This window comes from Bacillus sp. NPDC094064, from assembly GCF_050279585.1.
In the GTDB taxonomy this organism is placed as follows: domain Bacteria; phylum Bacillota; class Bacilli; order Bacillales; family Bacillaceae_G; genus Bacillus_A.
In genome coordinates, this window is sequence record NZ_JBNNUI010000007.1 from 243,724 (window position 1) to 266,497 (window position 22,774).

A 22,774-nucleotide genomic window follows, 5' to 3' on the forward strand; every position below is an offset into this window, starting at 1 on the left:
TCAACTATTTTAATCTTGATAAAATGAAACTTTTGAAATACAGAAAGGATCGTTATTTGTGAAACAAGTGAAGTTTATACATGCGGCAGATTTGCATTTGGATAGTCCGTTTAAAGGGATGGAAATGAATGTAGCGCAGTCTGTTTGGGAAAGAATGAAGCAAAGTACGTTTGAATCATTTGAGCGTATTGTTGATAAAGCGATTCAAGAGCGCGTTGATTTCGTATTACTAGCCGGGGATTTGTATGATGCGGAGACGAGAAGTTTGAGGGCGCAAGTGTTTGTGCGCGAGCAAATGAAGAGACTTTCGCAGTACGATATCCCTGTTTTTATTATTCACGGTAACCACGACCATTTAGGCGGAAGTTGGGCTGCAATTGAGTTTCCGGAAAATGTTCATGTGTTTACGGAGCCTTATGTAGAAGAGAAGTCATTTTATAAAAATGGTGAGTTGTTCGCTTCTATTTACGGGTTTAGTTATTTGCAGCAAGCGGTAACGGATAATATGACAGCGCAGTATACGAAAATGAGTGATGCGCCTTTTCATATTGGCATGCTTCACGGTAGTGTGGAAGGAGATGCAGAGCATAATCGCTATGCGCCGTTCCAAATTCGTGAGCTGAAAGAAAAGCAGTTTGATTATTGGGCTCTTGGCCATATACATAAACGGGAAATTTTATCGGAAGAGCCGTATATGATTTATCCAGGGAACATACAAGGGCGTCATCGTAAGGAGACGGGCGAGAAAGGTGCATACCTTATTGAACTTACGAAACAAGGAACGCAATGTTCATTTTTCCATACGGCAGATGTTGTATGGGATGAGATAGAAGTGAGTATCGATGGACTTGAAACGGTTGATGATCTTATGACGGCAGTATCAACAGCGATGAATGAATGCCGAAGAGAAGAGGAAGGGACGCTTTTAACTGCCGTATTTACAGGGCAAGGACCACTTTCTCCTTATTTACGTGATGAAAAACGCGCGGAAGAGATTTTTCATATTTTAGCAGCTGGCGAAGAGCGAAAAAATTTCGTATATGCGATGAAGTGGAAAAATGGGACGGTTTCTTTTGCAGAAATTGAACGTTTGAAAGAAGAAAATCATTTCGTCGGTAGTGTGCTGAAGGAGTTAGAAGCTTTTACAAATATGGACGGAGTGTTGCGCGCGATTTGGACATCTCCTGTAGCGCGTAATAGTATTGAATCTTTTACAGAGGAAGAGAAGAAAGAGATTCAAAAGGAAGCGGAAAATATTATTTTAGAGCAATTATTCCAGCAAGAGAGGGATAAGAAATGAGAATGGAAAAACTCCATATTTATGGGTACGGAAAATTAGAAAATGTGGAAATGGATCTTTCTTTGTTGACTGTGTTGTACGGTGAAAATGAAGCGGGGAAATCGACAATTCGCTCGTTTATGAAAAGTATTTTATTCGGTTTTCCGACGAGAGGACAGCGCCGTTATGAGCCGAAAGAAGGCGGAAAGTATGGCGGTGCGATGACTGTACAAACAGAGAAGTACGGCCGTTTGAAAATTGAACGATTGCCGAAAACAGCAGCTGGCGAGGTGACCGTTTATTTTGAAGACGGGAAAACGGGCGGCGAAGATATTTTACACGATATATTAAGCGGAATGAATGAAAGCTTATTTGACTCTGTCTTTTCATTTGATATGCATGGCCTTCAAAACATTCATCAACTAGGCGAAGCGGATATTGGTAATTATTTATTTTCTGCAAGCGCAGTCGGAAGCGATGCGTTATTGCAGCTCGATAAAAAGTTAGAGAAAGAAATGGATCAGCGCTTTAAGCCGAGTGGTCGTAAGCCGGAAATTAACGTGTCACTGCAAGAGATGAAGAAGCTTGAAGAGAAGATGAAAGAGTGGCAAGGGAAAATTGGCACGTATGAAAAACAGGTCGAGCAGTTAAAAGAAAGTGAAGAGAAACTTGCTTCAGTTCGTGCAGAGAAAGAGAATGCGGACAAACGAAAGCAAGATTATGAAATATTAGCAGCGCTAGAGCCTCTCGTTATTGAAAAACGTGCGCACGAGAAAGTGTTAGAAAACGAGAATGGGCAATTTCCTGTAAACGGAATAGCGCGTTATGAGGCAATCAAGGCAAAAATGGAGCCGCTTCAGTTGCAAGTAGATTCACTTCAAAAAAAGATTGAAACAGTACAGTCAGAAATTGATTCCACAGAAATAGATGAAGAATTTTTACAAAAAGAAAGTTACGTAGAAGAACTTCGTATGCAGCATTTGTCGTATGAAAATGCACGCCAAGAAATGCGTGACATAGCGGGAAGTATTGCGAATATAAAAGAAGAAATCGCCGAGCTAGAGCAACAAATTGGTGCTACTTTTGAAAAAGAAACGGTTCTTTCGTTTGATATGAGTTTGGCGACGAAAGAGTTAATGACGCAAACGGTGCAAAAGGCGCGCGAGTTAGAAACGCAAAAAGCACAGCTCGATGATCAGTTCAAAGTAGCGCAGGAGCAATTAGAAGAGCAAGAAGAAAATATAAGACAGATTCAGAAACAAATGTTAGCGGATGAAGAGCGAAATGTGTTAAGTGAGAAAGAGAAGTCGTTCCAAGATGCGGCGTTTATCGGTATGGGCGCAGAGAGAATGAAGCGTAAGTATGAGGAAAAAGCAGGAGCCGCTATGCAAAAGAAAAAGCAGTGGCAAAGAGTTTGTCTTCTGTTACTTCTTATTAACACGCTTGTTTTATTCACGAGCTTATTTATTGATAACCGCCCACTCTTATTTATTAGTGTCATTGTTTTTGTAGGGATTGTTCTTGCTCTTGTTTTATATAAAGATCCGGCAAGTGGATTACAAGAAGAGCTCCTTACTCTTGAGCAAAGTGCTGGCGGGAGACAAAGTGAAGAAGCGATGTCTGTTCGCTATCAACTAGAAAAAGATGAAGAGATTCGTAAGCTATTTGAGCGCGAGTCGTATAAGTTACAGCAAATGGAGCGAGCGTATGATAAAGTCGTTTCATCGTATGAGGAATGGGAGAGAGAGACGTTCCGCATTAGCGAACAAGTAGATGCATATAAAACGCGCTATATGTTCTCAGATTTTTATACGTATGCACACATATTGCCGGCGTTTGAGCGTATGGAAAAAATGCAGCAATTATACCGTGAATTAGAGAAGCAAGGCGCGCGAAAATCCTCATTATATGAAATGATTTCGCACTTTGAACATAAACTAGAAACGGTTATCGGTAGCGCGGAGTATAGTAAGCTCTATGAAGCGCAAAGTCGTATGCAACAGGAGAAAGAGAAGCTCCAAACTTGTAAGCAGCTGAAAGAGAAGCTAGCGGAATGGCAAGAAGAATATGAATTCGTGCAAGGGCAATTGAAGCAACTGTTAGTAGAACGAAACGGTTTATGGCATATTGCAGAAGCTACAGATGAAGAGATGTTTTTAGAAGCAGGTAAACTAGCGGAGAAACGTGAAGACGCCGATAAGCAAGTTGGGCGTTTATTACCACAAATTGATTTGTTAGAACAGCGTTTAACGAGTTTATCATTAGCTGAACATTATGAAGCTGACGGTTATGAAGAGAAATTAAAGCAAGAAATTACAGCTACGCAAAACTGTCTCGCGCAAGAGAAAGAGCTGACAGAGCGTATTGCGAAACATCGTATGGAAATTGCGAATTTAGAAGAAGGTAGTACGTACGGTGATTTACTGCATGAATGGGAAATGAAAAAAGCGCAAGTGCGTGAACAAGTGAAGAAGTGGGCTGCGTATGCGGCGGCAAAGACAGTGTTAACGAAAACGAAGCAATATTATCATGAAGTACATTTGCCGCGTATTTTACAAAAATCAGAAGAGTATTTCGTCTATTTAACGGGCGGACGTTATAGTAAAATCTTTTCACCGTCAGAGGCGGAACCTTTCATTGTGGAACGTAACGACGGCATGCGTTTTTACAGTCATGAACTAAGCCAAGCGACAGCAGAGCAGTTATATTTATCGCTGAGATTTGCACTCGCGAAAACATTTGAACATGATTATCCATTTATTATTGATGATAGTTTCGTGCACTTTGACGCGGTAAGGACGAATCGAACGATTGAACTTATAAAGGAAATTGCGAAAGATAGACAAGTCATCTTCTTTACATGTCATGCTCATCTACTCGCGTTCTTTACGGAAAAACAGATTATAAAATTAACGCATATGCGTAAAGAAAATGAGTTGTAGTATGCTATACTAAAAGTAACTGATTTGGTGGAGGAATTCGAATGAAAAAGAAAATTGCAGAGTATGAAGTTGGTGAACAAGTCGATGTTTTCTTGTTAATTAAAACAGCGACGAAAGGTCTCGCAAGTAATGGAAAGCCGTTTTTAACAGTAATCTTACAAGACCCAAGTGGAGATATTGAAGCGAAGCTATGGGACGTATCACCAGAAGTTGAGAAACAATATGTAGCAGAAACAATCGTTAAAGTAGCTGGAGATATTTTAAACTACAAAGGACGTATTCAATTACGCGTGAAACAAATCCGTGTTGCGAATGAAAATGAAGTAACAGACATCTCGGACTTCGTAGAAAAAGCACCAGTGAAAAAAGAAGATATGGTTGAAAAAATTACGCAATACATATTTGAAATGAGAAACCCGAACATTCAGCGTCTAACAAGACATTTATTAAATAAGCATCAAAACGAGTTTTTAGAGTATCCAGCAGCGACGAAAAATCATCACGAATTCGTATCTGGACTAGCTTATCACGTAGTGTCGATGTTAGATTTAGCGAAAGCAATTGCAACTCTATACCCATCGTTAGATAAAGACTTACTATATGCAGGCGTGATTTTACACGACCTTGGTAAAGTATTCGAACTATCTGGCCCAATTTCTACAACGTATACGTTAGAAGGAAATTTACTTGGCCACATTTCGATTATGGTGAACGAAATTGGGAAAGCGGCAGAGGAACTACAAATCGATGCAGAAGAAGTATTAATTCTTCAACATATCGTTCTGTCTCACCACGGAAAAGCAGAGTGGGGTAGCCCAAAACCACCTTTAGTAAAAGAAGCAGAAATTCTGCATTACATCGATAACTTAGATGCAAAAATGAATATGATGGACCGCGCATTAGGGCGCACAAAACCAGGCGAATACACAGAACGTGTCTTTGCTCTTGATAATCGTTCGTTCTATAAACCGTCGTTCCATAATTAATAGTGTGAATCAAATGGCCTCATTAAGTATTAGTAAGCTTAGTGGGGCTGTTTTTTAATTTTGCTTTTCAAAATATTGTTCTTTAATTATTTTTAACTTGTCTTCGTTTTCTGTTAGTTCAAATATAAATAACGCTTTTTCCATGTTAGTAGCAATATCTTTTTCATTAGATTGTTTAAGTTTCAATAAATTCCAAGCTTTCCCATAGTATAGTTCACCCAATAGGTAGAAAGTATTTAGATTAATAGCTAATTTGATGCCCATATCATTGTATTTTATTGCCTCTTCATGTTGATGTTCATGGCCTAAAATTTTTGCTAAATTAAAAATGATTTTTAATTTAATTTCTTTATCTTTAGGAAAATCTAGCTTATTAAAATGAGTTAAACATTTTTTTAAGATAGTAATGCTTTTTTCGTATTCATTGTTGTCCCAATGAAATATAGCCATCGTCTGCATCATATCTATTTCTCTTTCTGATAAAAAATCAGAATTCGTTATAGTTAGTTTTAAAGCATTGTTTAAAAGTTTTAAAGCAGTTTTTGTTGATTTATGTACATAAAATCTAGCAATTGATTCATGCCATATTAGAAATTGTTGATCTTCTTTTGATTGGAAATTATTCTCGTTTTTTTCTTGTTCCACTATTTCATAAAGTTCTTTATATTGTTTTTGCTTTGTGCAATCTCTCATTACATATTTTACATTTTCTACGTATTTTAATTTCTTATTTTGAGTTAGTGCAAATATATAATTCGGATCAATACCAAGCTTTTCAGATAATTGATACAGTAATATGCTAGATGGATAAATAATGCCTTTTTCTATTTTACTAATTTGACTTTGTGAACATATTCCGTGACATAACTCGGATTGTGATATATTTTTTTTTATTCTCAGTTCTTTAATAGTGATACCTAAATTATAAAACTCCATGTTGCCCCCTAATATGTAACACTTTATGAGTATAAGAATAATTTCTAACCTTTAATGTAATGTAAAATTAGTATGGTTGCAATTATTAATTATTTTAATATGAACAAATTTGAATGAACCTATGTTATAAATAAAATGTTACTGAAAAAAAGTTAGAAGTGGTTATTTGAAGAAATTAATAATATCGTGTTTATTGGCTACATTCCTTCTAAATATTGTAGGATGTTCTAATAAAATTGGTACACTAAGGGATAAGTCTAAAACTTCATCATCTGTGAAGTCTACACACATCAACAAAGCCTGGTACAAACATATGCAATGGGATTAAAAAAATTTGAAATGATTGGTGCTACAGGTTATAAGGGAAGTTTAATAAGTGATCAAAGCTGAAAACACTTTTACAGTAGTTACATCATAAAAGAATCCTTCCATACAGGTAGGATTCTTTTTGTTTATCCCGCTTTAATGGGCAGTAAGACCCCCACCTCAAAATTCAGCGAAAGTAAAGAATTTAGGTGGGGGTCGAGCTGCCCATTAAAGTCCGATTGGTGAGGGCTGATAATCAGTGGGGGATGAAGAAAACCCCCACTGATTAAAGTTTCACTTTATAAAATCTTTAGTTGAACAAGTAAATTAGAAGCCTTTAATAGGTAAGTAATTGTTTTATAAAAGAACCATTCACTACGCTAAAATGTTATGTAATAAAAAATATCTTGAATTCGAGATTTTATCCTTGCTTTTTAATCACTTGAGATGTAAAGTGATAGTAACGAAAGTGATTGAGTCGTATGAAAAACATACACTCAGTTGCTTTCGATTAAAAAAACAAAGTAACTTATTCAGTAAAAACTAAGATGAATTTACAAAAACATAATGAGAATAAATTGAAAAGCTAAAAACCATATTACTTGTGGGAAATGTTATTTTTTTAGTTATCACTTGACTAGTAAAACGAAGCGGAGGAATAAACAATGTATGAAATTAAAGGGCACCATCACATTTCAATGGTTACGAAAAACGCAAATGAAAATAATCATTTTTATAAAAACGTGCTTGGTTTACGTCGTGTGAAAATGACGGTAAACCAAGATGATCCGTCAATGTATCACTTATTTTATGGAGATAAAACAGGAAGTCCGGGTACAGAATTATCATTTTTTGAAATACCTTTAGTAGGAAAAACATACCGTGGTACAAATGCGATTACTCGAATTGGATTACTCGTTCCTTCAGAGGAGAGCTTGCATTACTGGAAAGTACGATTTGAGGAATTCGGTGTGGAACATAGTGAAATGACAACATATGCAAATCGTCCTGCTTTGCAATTTGAGGATGCTGAAGGTCTTCGCTTAGTACTACTCGTTTCAAACGGAGAAAAGGTGGAGCACTGGGAAACGTGGGAGAAATCAGAAGTTCCTGCAAAGCATCAAATTCAAGGAATGGGTTCTGTGGAAATGACAGTTCGTAGACTTGATAAAATGGCGAGTACACTTACAGAGATGTTTGGTTATACAGAGGTTAGCCGCAGCGAAGAGGAAGCAATTTTTCAGTCCATTAAAGGAGAAGCTTTTGGAGAAATCGTTGTGAAATATTTAGATGGTCCTACTGAAAAGCCGGGCCGCGGTAGCATCCACCATTTAGCAATTCGTGTGAAAAATGATGCAGAGCTCGCTTATTGGGAAGAACAGGTGAAACTAAGAGGTTTCCATTCTTCAGGAATCATCGATCGTTTCTATTTTAAAAGCTTATATTTCCGTGAATCAAACGGAATTCTATTTGAAATTGCGACAGATGGACCAGGATTTACAATTGATGGAGATGTAGAACATTTAGGAGAAAAACTTGATTTACCGCCGTTCTTAGAAGATAAGCGAGCAGAAATTGAAGCGAATTTAGCGCCTATTGAAGAGAAGTAATAGAAGAAAAAATATAAATTTTAAAACCATTGGAGGAGAATATAATATGAACCAATTAAAAGGAATACACCACGTTACAGCAATTACAAGTAGTGCAGAAAAGAACTATGAATTTTTCACTTACGTGTTAGGAATGCGTTTAGTTAAAAAAACAGTAAACCAAGATGATATTCAAACGTACCATTTATTCTTTGCAGATGATAAAGGTAGTGCCGGAACAGATATGACATTCTTTGATTTCCCAGGTGTCCCAAAAGGAGTACACGGTACAAATGAAATTTCAAAAACTTCATTCCGTGTGCCAACTGATGCAGCATTAGAATATTGGGTGAAACGTTTTGACCGACTTGAAGTGGAACATACAGGAATTAAAGAACAATTTGGTAAGAAAACTCTATCTTTCGTTGATTTTGATGACCAACACTATCAATTAATCTCTGATGAATTAGATAAAGGGATCGAATCAGGTACACCGTGGCAAAACGGCCCAGTTCCATTAGAATACGCAATTACTGGCTTAGGACCTGTATTTATCCGTATCGCAAACTTTACTTTCTTCAAAGAAGTGTTAGAAAAAGTTCTATTATTTAAAGAGATTGCGCAAGAAGGAGAATTCTATTTATTTGAAGTGAACGAAGGTGGAAACGGTGCATCTGTCATCGTAGAACATAATACGGTTCTTCCTGAAGCACAACAAGGTTTTGGTACAGTGCACCATGCCGCATTCCGCGTAGAAGATCGCGCTGTATTAGAAGAATGGATTGAGAGAATAGGTAGCGTTGGACTTCCTTCATCTGGATATGTAAACCGCCACTTCTTCGAATCATTATACGCACGAGTTGCGCCGCAAATTTTATTTGAATTTGCAACAGATGGCCCAGGGTTTATGGGAGATGAGCCATACGAAACACTTGGAGAAAAATTATCGTTACCTCCGTTCCTAGAGCCAAAACGTGAAGAAATCGAAAAATTAGTCCGTCCGATTGATACAGTGAGAAGTACGAAGGAATTGATTAAAGAGTAAAAATAGAGATAGTCAGTAGGGGGCAAGTAGTTTTAGCGGAGTGCTAGGACTGCTTGCTTTTTTTATTTTCGTTTTATAAGTATTTTTAGGAAACCAAAATAGTATAAAAAATAAAAATAAAGAAATCACATTAAACCAGTGATACTCAGTCTAAAACATTTTTTAATCAAATAAATAACGTTATTTCTTGTCGGTTCGAAATAAAGATTGATCAAAAATACTCAACATTCCAGCATTTTACGATAAATAAAAAGAATCCATTTTGAAAAAAATTGATCAAAACGGATTCTTATATTGTGGTATTAAGATTGATTTTTATAAAAAAGATTAATCATTTGCTGTCTATGTTGTAAAACCATCGCGCCCTTTAATCGAATAAGCCACTAATTATTTTAGCTCTCGAAAATCTTCGATTGTAAAGTACACTACACTAACTCTTCTCCACGCGAAACGAGCTCTTGCGCAATTTCAATAGTCCGTGGTTCTGTGTAATCAACTTCAGTTGGACTCATCTCGAAGGGCTCGCCGGCGTTCGTGTAGCACCAACAGGATAATCATCCCCATTATTACACCTAAGACAATGCCGGCCTGTGTAGTCAACAACCATGCCAATGGGTACTCTGGGGAGGGTGGCGCATCGAGTCGAACTGAAGATAAGGTAGAATAGAGGTTGTTGGAGAACAACGCTCCCGATGAAATCCATGTCGCTGCCATAGGAGGTAGAAACCGCCTTGATCCACGGCGGGATGATATCACCAGTATGCCCCACGCACCAGCAAAGGACCACACACCTGTATTCAATGACAGCAGGTACCACCATACATCGCGTCCCCCCATAGTTGCCGGGTCGATGCCAAAAGAGCCACCAACTGCCCAAAACACCTTGATGACACCGAGCAGAATGCAACCGGCAGCGACAATCCTAGCCAAGATGATCTGTAGTTGTAAAGTATTGCCCGGCAACTCCTTGTAGTCGGTTGTGCCACTCAGCGCCTCTGGCCAAAGTGCCATTGCATACCCCGCTAATGCAAGCGGCAGGAAGATGCCAATCCCGAAAAGTGAGATCATGACGAAGATCTGCTCGTATACCCAGAAGTCGGCGGCACCTGCTTCTTGATCCCGGATCATAGCTGCAGGGCCCAGAACCGGTGCAATCAACAAAATGGGAACGAGCAAACCGGTACCAACCCAAATGGGTAGAGCAACCAACCACGCAGGTAGCCGCTCCCCCCATGGCCTGCAAAACGCCATTGCAAGAAGAATGCCAATCGCAGCGAGAACGGCAGTTACTGCGTTTATAATGCGCCAGTTGGCGTCACCCATTTGCTCGGTTGGAAGGAAGAAACCAAAAGTCCATACAATTTTGATCAGCAGGTAAGGTGTTACTGCTATTGCCGCACTATAACCGCAGATTCTACGCAACCTCATCAATCTTGAGGCCTTCCTCTCTGCACTAATTGTCATCTTCTCATCTCCTCTACAAGTTCTAACTCACTTTATTTCATAATTATATATTCACAACTGTCCTAATGCCTTTAAACCTTCCTTGTACAACTTTCAAGTACTTATATTTTCAAGACTCCTATTAGTGCCTTCCTTACATAACATAGTTACTCTAGATTATCGAATAAAATGCCATAACTTAATTTCGATTTCCCTTTGAATAATCGCTTCCTTAATTCCATTAGATGGCCCGATTGTTGAATGGAATGAACCGCATTTTTTAACAACTTTATTATTTTTTAAACGACTTTATTGTAAACTAAACAACTTTTTATCACTTAACAGCACAAAATATTGATTATTATTTAAACCTCCTTTTTGTGGTACACACTAGAACTTATAATCTGTTTAACAATATGAAAAATAAAGTAATATCGAGGGGAATTCATATGGAGAAGTGCTTCACAGTCAATAAGTCAGATTGAAGGGAAAATAAATTGGGGGATTTTTGCTTCACTTTCATTTGTTGGTTTAATAATGATAGGTGGTTATTGCATTTATAACACCTAAATTAAATACCTTTATTATCCGTTTTAATGTGATCAAAAAAGAATAGATTGATTTATTGGACCAGTCTGTTCAAAATTAGAAAGAATTTATCCATCAATTGTTTGGATGAGTGGCGTAAGTACAACTCTGTTAGGGGTATATACTTTACTTTCTTTTATTTTTGCAACAGAACCACTACCAAAATTATCTTTTACAGTTGAGGTTTTCCAAATAATGAGTTACATTTTTAAAGTTCAAGCAACTTTATGACGGTACAAAAAGGGGAGAAATATTGTTATTATGCAAAAAATGAAATGGAAGAACTATGTATGTTATTTTGTTATTCTTATGCTTCTTGTAACAGCAGTAACGGTTAAACCAGCTATCTCTAAAGCTGAGGAATCTGATGTTAATATTACATTGTTAGGTACTGCAGATATTCATGGTAGATTTATGCCTTGGGATTATGCGCTTGATGGAGCAAATATGAGTGGAAGTTTAACGCAGCTTTATACGGTTATAAAGAATGTACGTCAAGAAAATCCAAATACCATATTAGTAGATGCTGGGGATACAATTCAAGGAAACTCAGTAGAATTATTCAATGATAAGCCACAATCTCCAATGATGGTAGCGATGAACGCAATGGGATATGATGCTTGGGCATTTGGAAATCATGAATTTAACTTTGGATTAGATACATTGAAAAAAGTTAGTGGGCAATATAAGGGAAAGACGTTAGCAGGAAATATTTACAAGGAAAATGGAGAGCGTTTTCTTCCTGCATATACGATTGTTGAAAAAGGTGGAATTAAAGTTGGGATTATTGGTATGAATACACCAATGATTAGTGACTTTGAAAAAGGGACAAATCATTTGGATGGTTTAGTGGTGAAAAATCCAGTAGAAGAGACAAAAAAGGCAATTAAAGAATTAGAAGGTAAAGTAGATGTAATGGTAGGGGTTATGCATATGGGACTAGAAAATGAGAATGGAATCCCTGGTACTGGAGTTCAAGATATTGCGAATGCTTGTCCGGAACTAAGCGCTATTTTTGCAGCACATATGCATAAACTTGTTAAGAAAGAAGTTGTAAATGGTGTTATTATTACAGAACCAGATAAATATGGAACACATATCTCACGTATTGACCTTGCTTTTACAAAGCAAGATGGAAAGCTAGTTTTAAAAGATAAAACTGCTACCGCTATACCTGTAAAAAAAGCTGATGGAACAACGGTATTATCTGATCCTACACTTGAAGAAACACTAACACCTTTTCACGAGTATGCGAGAGGAGATGCAAATGTTGTAGTGGCTCAATTAAAGGGTAGAAATCTTGTTCCTGAAAATGAAATAAAGGGTATTCCAAGTGTGCAAATTCAAGAGACACCTTTATCAGATTTCTTTCATGAAGTTATGCTCTATTACAGCAAAGCAGATGTAGTAGCCCACCAAATTGATAACGATTATGCCCGTTTGGATGTAGGTCCTATTAAGAAGAAAGATATTGCGTACAATTACCAATATGCTTTGGGAGAAATTACAGTATATAAGATAACTGGGAAAGATTTAAAAGACTACATGGAATGGGCGGCAGGGTATTTTAACTCATCTCGTGCCGGAGATGTAACAGTTAGCTTTGATAAAACCCGCCGTGCGTCTAAATACAGTACGAACGATTTCTTTGGGGGCGTAAAATACGAAATTGATTTAACAAAACCATATGGAAGTAGAATTACAAATTTAAAATCTATTCGTACAAATAAACCAATCGAAATGAACGATGTTATGACGCTGGGAATGAACGCATATAGAATGGAGGCTCTTCAGGCAAAAGGAGGAGCTTTAGAGGGACGTAAGTTTGAACAAATTTGGTCATCTAAACAAGAGAATGCATTCGGAGAAACAGGTGGAACCATCCGTAACCTTGCTATTACATATTTAAAAGAGGTAAAGGATGGTGTATACACGCCAAAAATCATGCATAATTGGAAAATTACTGGTGTAGATACACATTCTGCAGAGCATAAGGCTGTAGTGGATCTTGTAAATAAAGGGATTTTAGAAATTCCAAAAACAGAAGATGGAAAATATACAAATATAGCATCTATAAATACTAAAGATTCAATTACAAAAGAAGAGATTATAGCACTCTCACAAAAAGCTAACATTAATCCGAATCAGTTTAATCGTGTAAAAACAAAAGGTGAATTTTACAAAAAACTTAATAAGGTTATTAAAAAATCATAAGAAAGATGGTTCCGGTGCAATAAATCTATCAAACTTGTATATACTATTATCCTAAAAAGGTTTGTGATGGATATGGAAATAAAGCATGTATTCTAGTAGAAGCATGATAAGCCTGAGATTATTTTGTTAACAGTGAGATGGTACAGCACAAATTATATGAAACGTATGGAAATATAGAGAATCAACGATAAGAAAATCCCCTGTATCTGTTTAATGATCCGGGGGATTTTTTATTTTTATTAAAAGAAGAAACACGAAGTTTTTTACTTCTGTGTTTCTTCAAATTTTCGCTAACGGATTGCTGGAGTTAAAACTGGCTACAAGTTTAGACATGAGTCTTGCAGCCTACGTCCGGACGATATAATTTTTGTGCATGAATGGCTTTGAACCTTGGTATCATTTGAAAGTCTAGTACATGACAAAAAGAAAAAGCCACTTTACTTTGTACTAGGTCTATCATATCGAATGAAATAATTGACTTACTTTTCATTTGTAACTATAATGGTTACAAAATAACCATCAGTAATGGGAATGAGTAATATTTTTTTAATATAATTGTAACTACTATAGTTACAATTAAAAAGAGAACATAAAATAACCAAAAAATGTAAAAACTTTAAATAGCAACAAGAGAAAGGAGACGGAAATTTGAAACGGTTTAAGTTTTATATGATTAGCGGTATTGCGCTCGTTTTGCTTGTAGTGTGTAACTTCGTTGATAAGCCGATTGCGAAGGTTGGAGAAGTGAAAGATACTGTTATGATGAAGCTACATACGAAAGAGAGTATGGCGCAAATTGATGGGCAGACGATTTATTTTAAGCAAATTGGTGAGGGGAAACCGCCTTTACTTATGCTGCACGGGTTTGGTGGTTCTTCTGATGGGTTTAGTGATATTTATCCAGAACTTGCGAGAGACCATACGATTATCGCTGTTGATATTTTAGGATTTGGGCGTTCATCTAAGCCGGTTGATTTTGAGTATTCGTTTCCTGCACAAGTGAATTTATATTATAAGTTAATGAAGAAGCTCGGATACGATCAGTTTGCGGTGCTCGGTCATTCAATGGGCGGAGAGATGTCCCTTAATTTAGCGTATTTATATCCGGACGCAGTCACTCATCTCATTTTAGCGGACGCTACAGGAATTGAATCTTTCCAGCAAAAAGAAAGTAATGCAGTGCCGCCGCTATCAACCGATCTTCAAACGGTAACAGAGATTACGGATTATAATAAAAATGAAGTGAAAAATAGTCGCGATGATAAAGAGCATTATGATCAACTTACGAAAATGAGAGAGCGCCGCATTGCGATGGAAGCGGATAAAATTAAGGTGCCGACTTTAATTATATGGGGACGACATGATAAGAGTGTTTCTTGGGAAAATGGTGAGTTGTACCACGAGCTATTTGCAAATAGTACGTTTCATATTATTGAAAAAGGATACCACGCGCCGTTTCGTCAGGAACCGATCGAGTTTATGGAATATGTACAAGCATTTTTTGCGAAGCACCCTCAATGAAAAATAGTAAGCATAAATCCACTTCTTTCCTCATAGAGTGAAACTAATAAGGCTTGTCTAAGGAAAGGGATGAAGTGATTTGGAAACTTTACCATGGTGGGTTTATCTTGTAATTGTTGGGATCGTATTAAGTGGCTACATGGTTTTATATACTTCAAAAAAAGAGCAAGATATGGATAACGAGTTTATCGAAAAAGAAGGCGAAGTATATATGAAACGTTTAGAAGAAGAGCGAGAGAAACGGAATCAGAGTGGTGATAAGGATTCGGTTTTATTATAATTAAGGGAGAGAAGTTATCTAAAAAGATTGTGAAATACAATCTTTTTAAGATAGCTTCTTTTATTAGTGTAAAGTTGATAGGATGAAGAGTGGGGAGTATGTTGAATTAGGTATAATCGCTACAATAACGAATAATTGGATTACTAGTAAAAATGGTTATAATAAAAAACGAATCGTGGACTCTTTTAAGTACCACGATTCGCGATAGTAATGCATGCATTACTTAGATTTTAATTTTTTGCGTTCTGCCTCAATTTCGGCACGTAAAGTAGCTTCTGGATAACGATCTATTTTCCCGTTTCCTTCTTGTACAAGATTATTTAATGTATCTTCTGTCTGTTCTTCAACAATCGCAATTACCCCTGTTTTACCTGGTTTAATCGATTTTAATGTGCTTTCAAAAACAGAGTATGCATGAGTAACTTCTTTTTTATCTTTAAAGATACCGATTGTGGATCCAATTAGTCCACCTAATAATACACCGAAAGGTCCACCGAGTATGCCAACAAACATACCGATTAAACCGCCTTTATTTGTTTTATCAGCACCAGTGATATCTAAAAAGTCTTCTACTGATAATTCACCATCTATTTTGCGTTTAATAACGGCGATTTGATCTACTTTTAATTGATGCTCAAGGTGAAGTTTTTTTATAACAGAGAATGTTTTGTATGATTGTATATCTTCCGTAAATGTAAGTACAACAGCTTGTTTTTCCATATTTAAAACCTGCCTTTCTCTAAAATCATCATAACATATGTATACGATTTGGGTCTACTTCTTCCAATAAATGTTTTGTATAGCAACGTTATTCTTTAGGGGAAAGCATAATGGGCATGATTATGACACCAAAAGATGCCTGCTGATATAGTATTAGATTTTACATAGACATATCTTTTACCGATTCTTTGTGTGCTTCTCCTTCTATATAAAAATGAAGGAATTTCCCCGCACTAGCTGTTCTTTCCACTCAAATTGTGTACTATAAAGAATAGACGGGAAGGGGACAGATAGAATGGAATTTCATGAGCAGAAAATTTTGCCGGCAGTGAGGCAAATTAAAGATTTGGAAAAGCTATTACATAGTTCGTATGAGTATATCGTTATTTTAGATATTCATGTCGGTCAATTAAAGAGTGTGGTGTCACTTGCGAAGCAGCATGGTAAAAAGGTGTTTTTACATGTTGATTTGATCCATGGATTACAAAGTGATGGGCATGCGACGGAGTTTTTATGCCAAGAATATAAACCATACGGGTTGTTATCGACAAAGGCGAGCGTAATTATGAAGGCGAAGCAAAAGGGTGTTGTCGCAATTCAGCGCATCTTTTTAATTGATTCGAGTGCGATGGAAAAGAGCTGTAATTTGCTAGAAAAAACGAAACCGAATTATATAGAGGTACTTCCTGGAGCGTTAACGGATGTGATTGCTGAAGTGAAAGAGCGTACTGGTGTGCCGATTTTAGCGGGTGGTTTCATTCGTACTGTGGAGGATGTGGAAAGAGCGTTACATGCTGGTGCGACGGCGATTACGACATCGAAGAAAGAACTATGGAAACATTACCAAAAAAAGTGACGGAAATGTGACAAAATTCTGTTGACACCGCTTTCACGAGAGGTTAACATTATAGACAAGTTAATAAACGTGACGGAGAAAAGAAGAGATCCACATTTTATTGTTTCTATATACTTTTATATAGAGGCATGTAAGCTGTGGATCTTTTTCTTTTGAAAAAAACGAATGGCCATTCATTTTACCTCTATCACTTTTGAAAGCGTTTAAATTGATTGTGGAGGGATACTATGTCAGCATTTTTAGGAGAGTTAATAGGGACTGCGTTGTTAATCTTACTTGGTGGCGGCGTTTGCGCTGGTGTAAGTTTAAAGAAGTCGTTTGCGAAAGATTCTGGTTGGATCGTTATTACGATGGGCTGGGGCTTAGCGGTAGCAGTAGCAGCGTATGCAGTTGGATCAATTAGTGGGGCACATTTGAATCCAGCTTTAACGATAGGACTTGCGTTTAAGGGAGCGTTCCCATGGAGTGACGTACCAATGTATATCGCAGCACAAATGATTGGGGCAATTATCGGGGCAGTTCTTGTATATTTACATTACTTACCACACTGGAAAGAAACAGAAGATCCAGGAACAAAGTTAGGTGTATTTGCGACAGGTCCAGCAATTCCGAACACATTTGCAAACCTTTTAAGTGAAATGATTGGAACATTCGTTTTAGTATTTGGTATATTAGCAATTGGAGCAAATAAATTTGCAGACGGATTAAATCCATTTATCGTAGGTTTCTTAATTGTAAGTATTGGTTTATCATTAGGTGGAACGACAGGATATGCAATTAACCCGGCTCGTGATTTAGGTCCACGTATTGCACACTTCTTCCTTCCGATTGCAGGAAAAGGCGGTTCAAACTGGAAGTATGCATGGATTCCGGTAGTTGGTCCAATTTTAGGTGGATCACTTGCAGGTTTATTCCATCAAGTTGTATTTGAAGGAAAACAAAATTCAGCACTTATTTATGTGATTATTGCAACTGTGATTGTACTAGCAATCTCTTATATGACAAGTAAAAAAAGCGGAAGCACTACAAATAGTAGAAAAGTAGCATAAGGGGGAAACCGATATGAAAAAATATATTCTTTCATTAGACCAAGGAACAACAAGCTCACGCGCAATTCTGTTCAATAAAAAAGGTGAAATTGTACATTCAGCTCAAAAAGAATTTACGCAACATTTTCCAAAGCCGGGCTGGGTAGAGCATAACGCGCAAGAAATTTGGGGATCTATTTTAGCAGTTATCGCAACTTGTTTAAGCGAAGCAGACGTAAAACCAGAACAAATCGCTGGTATCGGTATTACGAACCAACGTGAAACAGCGGTTGTATGGGATAAAGAGACTGGCAAACCAATTTATAACGCAATCGTATGGCAATCTCGTCAAACAGTTGAAATTTGTGATGAGTTAAAAGAAAAAGGTTATAGCGAAATGGTTCGCGAAAAAACAGGTCTTTTAATTGACGCATACTTCTCTGGTACGAAAGTAAAATGGATTTTAGATAACGTTGAAGGTGCAAGAGAGAAAGCGGAAAACGGCGAGTTATTATTCGGAACGATTGATACGTGGCTTGTATGGAAACTATCTGGTGGTAAAGCGCACGTAACAGATTATTCAAATGCATCACGTACATTAATGTTTAACATTCACGACTTACAGTGGGATGATGAGCTTCTAGACATGTTAACAGTACCAAAGAGCATGCTTCCAGAAGTACGTCCATCATCTGAAATATATGGAGAAACAGTTGATTATCACTTCTTCGGTCAAAATGTACCGATTGCAGGTGTAGCTGGTGACCAACAAGCGGCATTATTCGGACAAGCTTGTTTCGGTGAAGGTATGGCGAAGAACACTTATGGAACTGGTTGTTTCATGTTAATGAACACAGGTGAAAAAGCAGTTGCTTCTGAGCACGGTCTATTAACAACAATTGCATGGGGTTTAGATGGTAAAGTAAATTACGCGCTAGAAGGAAGTATTTTCGTAGCAGGTTCTGCAATTCAGTGGTTACGCGACGGAATGCGCATGTTTAAAGATGCAAGTGAGAGTGAAGTGTATGCTAGTCGTGTTGAATCAACTGAGGGCGTATATGTTGTGCCAGCATTCGTAGGTTTAGGTACACCATACTGGGATAGCGAAGTACGCGGCGCTATGTTTGGTGTAACACGCGGTACGACGAAAGAGCATTTCATTCGTGCAACGCTAGAATCTTTAGCTTACCAAACGAAAGATGTATTATGCGCAATGGAAGCTGATTCAGGTATTGAACTGAACACGTTACGCGTTGACGGGGGAGCAGTTAAGAATAACTTCTTAATGAAGTTCCAAAGTGATATTTTAGACGTTCCTGTAGAGCGTCCAGTGATCAACGAAACGACAGCTTTAGGGGCAGCATACTTAGCTGGTCTTGCGGTTGGATATTGGAAAAACCAAGATGAAATTAAAGCACAGTGGCATATGGACAAACGCTTTGAACCAACGATGGAAGCGGAAACAAGCGAAGAGCTATATGCTGGTTGGAAAAAGGCAATTGAAGCAACAAAGGCTTTCAAATAATTATAAACAGTGTTATAATGGTGACAAGTTAATAATTCGGTAGGAGATTTGGAGAGACCACAACACGCTATAGAGGCGAAATCTATAGCGGCGTTTGTGGTCTCTTTTTTCGTTATCAAAGGGAGGAATTACCATGAAATTTTCAAGTAAACAACGTAAAGACGTATTAAACGGAGTAAATAAACAAGAGTTAGATGTGATCGTAATTGGTGGAGGTATTACTGGTTCTGGTATTGCGTTAGATGGAGCAACACGCGGATTATCAACAATTGTGTTTGAAATGCAGGACTTTGCAGCAGGTACATCAAGTCGTTCAACGAAACTTGTACACGGTGGTCTACGTTATTTAAAACAACTTGAAGTGAAAATGGTAGCAGAGGTGGGGAAAGAGCGTGCAATCGTATATGAGAACGGTCCCCATGTAACAACACCGGAGTGGATGTTACTTCCGTTCCATACAGGCGGTACGTTCGGATCATTTAGTACATCAATTGGTCTTCGTGTATACGACTTCTTAGCAGGCGTAAAACGAAGCGAACGTAGAAAAATGTTTAACCGTGAAGAAACGCTGAAGAAAGAGCCTCTTGTAAAACAAGAAGGATTAAAAGGCGGCGGTTACTACGTAGAATATCGTACAGACGATGCTCGTCTTACAATTGAAGTAATGAAAGAAGCGATTGAGCATGGCGCAAAAGCTGTTAACTACGCAAAAGTAGACAGTTTCTTATATAAAGATGGAAAAGTATGTGGTGTACGTGTAATCGATTTACTAGACGGAGAAGTATACGAAGTTTACGGTAAGAAAATTGTAAACGCAGCTGGTCCTTGGGTAGATACACTTCGTGAAAAAGATAATTCGAAAAAAGGAAAAGTACTTCAGTTATCAAAAGGTGTTCACTTAGTAATTGACCAAAAACGTTTCCCATTAGGTCAAGCGATTTACTTCGATACACCAGATAAACGTATGGTATTCGCGATTCCGCGCGGCGGAAAAACATATGTAGGTACAACAGATACGTTCTATGATAAAGACGCAGCTGTACCACAAATGACGACAGAAGATCGCACATATATCATTAATGCGATTAACTACATGTTCCCAAGCGTGAAAATTACGGAGAAAGACGTTGAATCAAGTTGGGCTGGTGTACGTCCGTTAATTTACGAAGAAGGTAAGAGTGCATCTGAAATTTCTCGTAAAGATGAAATTTGGACTTCTGAATCTGGTTTAATTACAATCGCAGGTGGTAAATTAACAGGATACCGCAAAATGGCCGAAATGGTAGTAGACTACGTAACGAACTTACTACAAAAAGAAGGTCATAGTGCATATCCGAAGAGTGATACGAAACATATGCCAATCTCTGGTGGACATGTAAGTGGCTCACACGGATTCCCAGCATTCGTTGCGAAAAAAGCAGGCGAAGGTACGAAATATGGTTTAACGACAGCACAAGCAGAAGAATTTGCGAAATTCTACGGTTCTAACGTTGACGTACTATTCGACTTAGCGAAAAAACATAAAGACGAAGCGAAAGAATACAACATGCCGCTTGACGTTCTAATCCCGCTTGTATACGCAATGGATTACGAAATGACAGCAAAACCAGTTGACTTCTTCGTACGCCGCAGAGGCGCTGCATTCTTCAACATCCACTGGGTATACGAGTGGAAAGAAGCAGTGATCAACTACATGGCTGCGAAACTAAGCTGGAGCAAAGAAGAGCAAATGAAATACACAGCAGAACTAGAAAAAGCATTAACAGACGCTGTCATTCCTGTCGATCAACAAGAGCAGGCAGCTGCATTAGCGTAAAAGAGAAAACCACCTGAAGGGGAGCCTTTAGGTGGTTTTTTATGGGCTATTCATCTGTTTATGAATTTATCCCGCTTTAATGGGCAGTAAGACCCCCACCTCAAAATTCAGCGAAAGCAAAGAATTTAGGTGGGGATCAACTGCCCATAAAAGTCCGATTGGTGAAGGCTAATAATCAGTGGGGGATGAAGAAAACCCCCACTGATTAAAGTTTCACTTTATTATATGATGTTTGAATCATAGCCATCTTTATAAGGCTGAGATTGAATTTGATGATTATATGTGGGAATGTATCAATCCTAATATGGGCGGATGAAAATTAAATAAAAGCATTAGTTAAATTAAAAAAGCAGTTAGCTTTTGCTAGCTGCTTCACTCCCTGGAGAGTGTTCGTTATATCATTTAGATAAAGATACTAGCTATTAAAAATATAGCTCCTATCAAAATTAGAGAATCAAATAAAATCAAGAACTGGTTTTTTTGTGGCTTTCGAAAGGCCTTTATTAAGCTAAAAACTGCACTCATTCCGAAACAGACGTATAACAAAATCAGTATTGTTTCTGACACACGTAACACTCCTAATATATTGATAATTTAATTATACAACGAAAAACAGATGCATGTAAGTTTTTAACAAAATCCTTATGTAGACTGATTCTATAAATAGAATGTAATAAAAAAATCCCTATCCTTAATAAGGATAGGGAAATGGTATAACAGCTTTTAGGAAGCTTACATTTAATATACTAAAAGAGTAAAAAAATGTATTTGTATAAAATTTGGTAATTAGTGTTGGTGAAGTGAAAACGAAATCGTTATTTGAGAGAAAGGAAGAAGAATGTGATTAAGGCAAGTGTATGTGTTATTAAGCATCAATTGGAATTATTGGTTGATGAAAAAGAATGTAATTGCGGAAGAGCTGGTAAATGGCCCGCAATTTACAGATAATCTACTTAGTTTTACGTATGAGCGCTTTGAAACAAAAATGCTATTTTAGTAGGAAGAGGATAATATGAAGTTAAGAGTTAGACTATGATGTGGTGTATAAAACTTGAAATAAAGGTTTAACAAAACGGTATGGACAGTGCTAACCGTAATTTTTTATAAATTTATAAAACTTTTCCATAGAGTGCTTCGTCTAATATATGGGAAGGAGGAAATGATGTGGATGAATTAATGGTAGAAGCGTTTGAAATAGAAGATAAGGAACTTCTTATCGGCGAAATAATGAACAAGTATGGACAAGAAGTGCTACAGCTTGTGTATTCATATGTGAATAATAAAGAGGTTGCTGAGGATTTAACGCAAGATATATTTGTGAAATGCTATAAATCCCTTCATACATATAAAGGGAATTCGAACTTAAAAACATGGTTATGGAGAATTGCTATTAATCATTGTAAGGACTATTTAAAAAGTTGGTATAACAAAAAGGTAATCGTGACAGAGGATGAATCTGCTTATACTTTTGTTCAACATGATAGTGTCGAACAAACTGTTATTCAAAATGCAGAGGATAGTAGGCTGGCTTCTGCAGTAATGAGTTTACCAATAAAATATCGAGAAGTCATTTATCTATTTTATTATGAAGAATTATCAATTAAAGAGATTGCGATTGTAATAGACGTGAAAGAAAACACGATAAAAACGAGACTGAAAAAAGCGAAGGAGCTTTTGAAGAAAGGATTGGAGGAATAATC

General features: G+C 37.3%; 17 protein-coding genes. 13 read left to right on the top strand and 4 right to left on the bottom strand.

The annotated features are described in order from the left end of the window. Positions 1 to 58 precede the first annotated feature (58 nt). Genes ACQKNI_RS17800 through yhaM form a run of 3 tightly spaced genes read left to right on the top strand, consistent with a single transcriptional unit; the run spans position 59 to position 5,207 of the window. Positions 59 to 1,300: a metallophosphoesterase family protein gene (locus ACQKNI_RS17800; RefSeq protein ID WP_088232668.1), complete on the top strand. Its 1,242-nt coding sequence runs from the start codon at positions 59 to 61 to the stop codon at positions 1,298 to 1,300. Further along, complete coding sequence (locus ACQKNI_RS17805) at positions 1,297 to 4,221, top strand: AAA family ATPase (protein ID WP_427282564.1); 2,925 nt, start codon at positions 1,297 to 1,299, stop codon at positions 4,219 to 4,221. The genes ACQKNI_RS17800 and ACQKNI_RS17805 overlap by 4 nt, the downstream gene beginning before the upstream one ends. A 41-nt stretch (positions 4,222 to 4,262) precedes the next feature. Continuing rightward, a complete protein-coding gene (gene yhaM / locus ACQKNI_RS17810; RefSeq protein WP_071711193.1) occupies positions 4,263 to 5,207 on the top strand; it encodes a 3'-5' exoribonuclease YhaM in 945 nt (314 codons plus the stop codon). Positions 5,208 to 5,261: 54 nt separating this feature from the next. Here yhaM and ACQKNI_RS17815 read toward each other — a convergent pair whose 3' ends face one another. After that, positions 5,262 to 6,143 (bottom strand): helix-turn-helix domain-containing protein, encoded by an 882-nt coding sequence (locus ACQKNI_RS17815; RefSeq protein ID WP_088232666.1) that lies wholly within the window; start codon positions 6,141 to 6,143, stop codon positions 5,262 to 5,264. 971 nt (positions 6,144 to 7,114) lie between these two features. On the opposite strand from ACQKNI_RS17815, the gene ACQKNI_RS17820 reads away from it, so the two are divergent. Beyond that, entirely contained in the window at positions 7,115 to 8,059 is a 945-nt protein-coding gene (locus tag ACQKNI_RS17820) for a ring-cleaving dioxygenase (RefSeq protein WP_088232665.1), read from the top strand. Between the two features lie 46 nt (positions 8,060 to 8,105). Further along, positions 8,106 to 9,083, top strand: coding sequence for a ring-cleaving dioxygenase (locus ACQKNI_RS17825; RefSeq protein WP_088232664.1), 978 nt, complete (start codon positions 8,106 to 8,108; stop codon positions 9,081 to 9,083). A 498-nt stretch (positions 9,084 to 9,581) separates the two neighbouring features. Here ACQKNI_RS17825 and ACQKNI_RS17830 read toward each other — a convergent pair whose 3' ends face one another. After that, a complete protein-coding gene (locus tag ACQKNI_RS17830) occupies positions 9,582 to 10,547 on the bottom strand; it encodes a hypothetical protein (protein WP_088232663.1) in 966 nt (321 codons plus the stop codon). Positions 10,548 to 11,375: 828 nt separating this feature from the next. On the opposite strand from ACQKNI_RS17830, the gene ACQKNI_RS17835 reads away from it, so the two are divergent. Next, on the top strand, positions 11,376 to 13,328 hold the full coding sequence (locus ACQKNI_RS17835) for a bifunctional metallophosphatase/5'-nucleotidase (protein WP_088232662.1): 1,953 nt from the start codon (positions 11,376 to 11,378) through the stop codon (positions 13,326 to 13,328). Between the two features lie 325 nt (positions 13,329 to 13,653). On the opposite strand, the gene ACQKNI_RS17840 is transcribed toward ACQKNI_RS17835, so the two are convergent. Further along, positions 13,654 to 13,818 carry a Tn3 family transposase gene (locus tag ACQKNI_RS17840; RefSeq protein ID WP_140417494.1) on the bottom strand — a complete coding sequence of 55 codons (165 nt, stop codon included), beginning with the start codon at positions 13,816 to 13,818 and terminating at the stop codon, positions 13,654 to 13,656. Positions 13,819 to 13,976: 158 nt separating this feature from the next. Here ACQKNI_RS17840 and ACQKNI_RS17845 point away from each other — a divergent pair, with 158 nt between their 5' ends. Together ACQKNI_RS17845 and ACQKNI_RS17850 are read left to right on the top strand one after the other, a co-directional pair. Further along, entirely contained in the window at positions 13,977 to 14,849 is an 873-nt protein-coding gene (locus ACQKNI_RS17845) for an alpha/beta fold hydrolase (RefSeq protein ID WP_140417493.1), read from the top strand. 79 nt (positions 14,850 to 14,928) lie between these two features. Continuing rightward, positions 14,929 to 15,129: a sporulation YhaL family protein gene (locus tag ACQKNI_RS17850; protein ID WP_088232660.1), complete on the top strand. Its 201-nt coding sequence runs from the start codon at positions 14,929 to 14,931 to the stop codon at positions 15,127 to 15,129. A gap of 219 nt (positions 15,130 to 15,348) precedes the next feature. Here the strand turns inward: ACQKNI_RS17850 and ACQKNI_RS17855 are convergent, their stop codons facing one another. Further along, positions 15,349 to 15,849 carry a DUF1269 domain-containing protein gene (locus tag ACQKNI_RS17855; protein WP_088232659.1) on the bottom strand — a complete coding sequence of 167 codons (501 nt, stop codon included), beginning with the start codon at positions 15,847 to 15,849 and terminating at the stop codon, positions 15,349 to 15,351. 295 nt (positions 15,850 to 16,144) lie between these two features. Between ACQKNI_RS17855 and glpP the strand changes: the two genes are divergently transcribed. The 5 genes from glpP to ACQKNI_RS17880 all read left to right on the top strand — a co-directional run bounded on the left by glpP (position 16,145) and on the right by ACQKNI_RS17880 (position 22,772). Continuing rightward, complete coding sequence (gene glpP, locus ACQKNI_RS17860) at positions 16,145 to 16,705, top strand: glycerol uptake operon antiterminator GlpP (RefSeq protein WP_088232658.1); 561 nt, start codon at positions 16,145 to 16,147, stop codon at positions 16,703 to 16,705. Between the two features lie 227 nt (positions 16,706 to 16,932). After that, entirely contained in the window at positions 16,933 to 17,754 is an 822-nt protein-coding gene (gene glpF, locus ACQKNI_RS17865; protein ID WP_088232657.1) for a glycerol uptake facilitator protein GlpF, read from the top strand. 13 nt (positions 17,755 to 17,767) lie between these two features. Further along, positions 17,768 to 19,258 (top strand): glycerol kinase GlpK, encoded by a 1,491-nt coding sequence (glpK, locus tag ACQKNI_RS17870; protein ID WP_427282565.1) that lies wholly within the window; start codon positions 17,768 to 17,770, stop codon positions 19,256 to 19,258. 133 nt (positions 19,259 to 19,391) lie between these two features. Further along, positions 19,392 to 21,074: an aerobic glycerol-3-phosphate dehydrogenase gene (glpD, locus tag ACQKNI_RS17875; RefSeq protein ID WP_427282566.1), complete on the top strand. Its 1,683-nt coding sequence runs from the start codon at positions 19,392 to 19,394 to the stop codon at positions 21,072 to 21,074. A 1,164-nt stretch (positions 21,075 to 22,238) separates the two neighbouring features. Further along, positions 22,239 to 22,772, top strand: coding sequence for a sigma-70 family RNA polymerase sigma factor (locus tag ACQKNI_RS17880; RefSeq protein WP_427282567.1), 534 nt, complete (start codon positions 22,239 to 22,241; stop codon positions 22,770 to 22,772). Positions 22,773 to 22,774: the final 2 nt, after the last annotated feature.

What these genes read in the sequence shown, in the direction of transcription:
- ACQKNI_RS17805 (WP_427282564.1), top strand. Translation starts at nt 1,297, where the DNA reads ATGAGAATGGAAAAACTCCATATTTATGGGTACGGAAAATTAGAAAAT.
- yhaM (WP_071711193.1), top strand. Translation starts at nt 4,263, where the DNA reads ATGAAAAAGAAAATTGCAGAGTATGAAGTTGGTGAACAAGTCGATGTT.
- ACQKNI_RS17815 (WP_088232666.1), bottom strand. Translation starts at nt 6,143, where the DNA reads ATGGAGTTTTATAATTTAGGTATCACTATTAAAGAACTGAGAATAAAA.
- ACQKNI_RS17820 (WP_088232665.1), top strand. Translation starts at nt 7,115, where the DNA reads ATGTATGAAATTAAAGGGCACCATCACATTTCAATGGTTACGAAAAAC.
- ACQKNI_RS17825 (WP_088232664.1), top strand. Translation starts at nt 8,106, where the DNA reads ATGAACCAATTAAAAGGAATACACCACGTTACAGCAATTACAAGTAGT.
- ACQKNI_RS17830 (WP_088232663.1), bottom strand. Translation starts at nt 10,547, where the DNA reads ATGACAATTAGTGCAGAGAGGAAGGCCTCAAGATTGATGAGGTTGCGT.
- ACQKNI_RS17835 (WP_088232662.1), top strand. Translation starts at nt 11,376, where the DNA reads ATGCAAAAAATGAAATGGAAGAACTATGTATGTTATTTTGTTATTCTT.
- ACQKNI_RS17840 (WP_140417494.1), bottom strand. Translation starts at nt 13,818, where the DNA reads ATGAAAAGTAAGTCAATTATTTCATTCGATATGATAGACCTAGTACAA.
- ACQKNI_RS17855 (WP_088232659.1), bottom strand. Translation starts at nt 15,849, where the DNA reads ATGGAAAAACAAGCTGTTGTACTTACATTTACGGAAGATATACAATCA.
- glpP (WP_088232658.1), top strand. Translation starts at nt 16,145, where the DNA reads ATGGAATTTCATGAGCAGAAAATTTTGCCGGCAGTGAGGCAAATTAAA.
- glpF (WP_088232657.1), top strand. Translation starts at nt 16,933, where the DNA reads ATGTCAGCATTTTTAGGAGAGTTAATAGGGACTGCGTTGTTAATCTTA.
- glpK (WP_427282565.1), top strand. Translation starts at nt 17,768, where the DNA reads ATGAAAAAATATATTCTTTCATTAGACCAAGGAACAACAAGCTCACGC.
- glpD (WP_427282566.1), top strand. Translation starts at nt 19,392, where the DNA reads ATGAAATTTTCAAGTAAACAACGTAAAGACGTATTAAACGGAGTAAAT.